Below are 2,323 nucleotides of genomic sequence, written 5' to 3' on the forward strand. Positions count from 1 at the left end.
CCTCCGACCATGACCGAACCGCTCGTCATAGGCATCGACAGCAGCACCACGGCGACCAAGGCGATCGCCTGGAACCGCTCCGGCCGGGCGGTGGTGGAGGGCCGGGCCCGGCTGCCGATGGCCAACCCGCGGCCCGGCTGGTTCGAGCAGGACCCGGAGGATTGGTGGACGGCCGCCGCCGAGACGGTCCGGCAGGTGACGGCCAGCGTGGCGCCCGAGCGGATTGAGGCGCTTGCGATCGCCAACCAGCGCGAGACCTTCGCCGTGCTCGACCGGCGCGGCCAGGCGCTGCGGCCGGGCATCCTGTGGCTGGACGAGCGCAGCGGCGACGACGTCCGGCTGCTGGTGGAGCGGCATGGCGTCGAACGCATCCGGCAGATCACCGGCAAGACGCCGGACCCCACCCCGGCCCTGTATGGCCTGTCCTGGCTTGGACGAAACGAACCCGAGACGCTGGCCGCCACCGCCCATGCCGTCGATGTCCACGGCTTCCTGGTGCACCGGCTGACCGGCGAGCGCGCCACCTCCTGGGCCTGCGCCGACCCGCTGGGCGTTTGGAACATGGCGGAGCGGTGCTACGCCGAGGAGCTGCTGGCGCCGCTGGGCCTCGGTCCCGACCGCTTCTTCGCCGCACGCCAGCCGGGCACGGTACTGGGCCGGCTCACGGAAGAGGCGGCGGCGGCCACCGGGCTGCGCCCCGGCACGCCCGTGGTGGCGGGTGCCGGCGACGGCCAGGCCGGCGGGCTGGGCTGCGGGGTGATCGCCACCGGGCGCGCCTACTGCAATCTCGGCACCGCCACGGTTTCCGGCGTCTGGGCTGGCCGCTACATGGTCGATCCCGGCTGGCGGACCATGAACTCGGCGTCGGGCGAGGGCTTCATCAACGAGCTCTGCCTGCGCACCGGCACGTTCTTGACCGACTGGTTCGTGTCCAGCCTGTTCGGCCTGGACGGCGTGGCCGATCCGGAGGCCTACCGCCGCCTGGAGGCGGAGGCGGCCGCCCTGCCGGTCGGCGCGGACGGCCTGCTGCTGACCCCCTGGTGGCTCGGCAGCATGACGCCCTACTGGGACAACGACGCGCGTGGCGTGATGGTTGGGCTGTCGGCCGAGCACGGCCGCGGCCATTTCTACCGGGCGAAGATGGAAGGCATCGCGCTGGAGCAGGCGCTGGGCTTCGGCAAGATCGAGGCGGCGCTGGGCACCCCCATCACCGAGATCGTCGCGATCGGTGGCGGCTCGCGCTCGGACCTATGGTGCCAGATCCTGGCGGAGGCCGCCGGCCGGCCGGTGCTCCGCTCCTCCACCGTGGAAGCGTCCAGCTTGGGTGCGGGCATCTGTGCTGCGGTCGGCGCCGGCTGGTTTTCCGACATGCAGGAGGCGGTCGGCTCCATGGCCGGCCGGATCGAGCGGCGGATCGAGCCCGATGCGGAGCGCCATGCCCGCTACCGCGAGCTTCTGGCGCTGTTCGAGCGCCTGTACCCGCAGCTCCGGTCGATCTACGCCGACCTCGCCGCGTTCAAGCAGAAAGGATCCAGCCGGTGACCGGAGCCTACCCGCTCATCCAGGAATTCGTCGAGGGTCGCTACGTCGACCGCACCACCGGCAAGACCGTCCCGTGCAGCCTGAAGAAGGTGGTGACCACGGAAACCACCGAGGGCCGGGAAGCCGAGCTGGTCTCGGGCCTGGGCCTGGGCGAGCGGCTGGGCGTGGTGGCCGACGAGAACACCTGGGAGGTGGCCGGCAGGCGCATCCAGGCGGCCCTGCCCAATTCGGAGCCGATCATCCTCGACCACCCCAAGGCCGACGAGAAGTACACGGGCATCCTGAAGGAGCGGTCGCGCCACGTGGACGGGCTGATCGCGGTCGGCTCCGGCACAATCAATGATCTGTGCAAGCACGTCACCTTCCAGGATGGGCGCGGCTGCGCGGTGTTCGGCACCGCCCCCTCCATGAACGGCTATGTCACCTCCACCGCATCCATCACGCGGGACGGCTACAAGCTCTCGCTGAAGAGCCACGCGCCGCGCGGCGTGTTCTACGACCTCACCGTCCTGGCCAACGCACCGGTGCGGATGATCCGGGCCGGGTTCGGCGACGCGGTGTGCCGCAGCTCTGCCCAGGTCGACTGGCTGCTTTCCCACCGGCTGCTGGGCACCACCTACGAGCAGGGCCCGTTCGACATCCAGGCACCCTACGAGCCGATCCTGCTGGAAAAGGCCGAAGGGCTGGTGAAGGGCGATCTCGAAGCAGTCCGGGCGCTCACCGACATGCTGACGCTGGGCGGCTTCGGCGTGCTGTTCACCAATACCAGCCATTCCGGCTC

Annotated in this window: 2 protein-coding genes; both read left to right on the top strand. The window is 70.8% G+C overall.

The window, feature by feature from the left end:
- Positions 1-1,542, top strand: a 1,542-nt coding sequence (locus tag EQG76_RS19735; RefSeq protein WP_235031461.1) for a xylulokinase, incomplete at its 5' end; no start/stop codon positions are given.
- Positions 1,539-2,323, top strand: a 785-nt coding sequence (locus tag EQG76_RS19740; protein ID WP_159716067.1) for an iron-containing alcohol dehydrogenase, incomplete at its 3' end; no start/stop codon positions are given. The genes EQG76_RS19735 and EQG76_RS19740, both read left to right, overlap by 4 nt.

It is taken from the genome of Geminicoccus flavidas, assembly GCF_009806515.1.
GTDB classification, from domain to species: domain Bacteria; phylum Pseudomonadota; class Alphaproteobacteria; order Geminicoccales; family Geminicoccaceae; genus Geminicoccus; species Geminicoccus flavidus.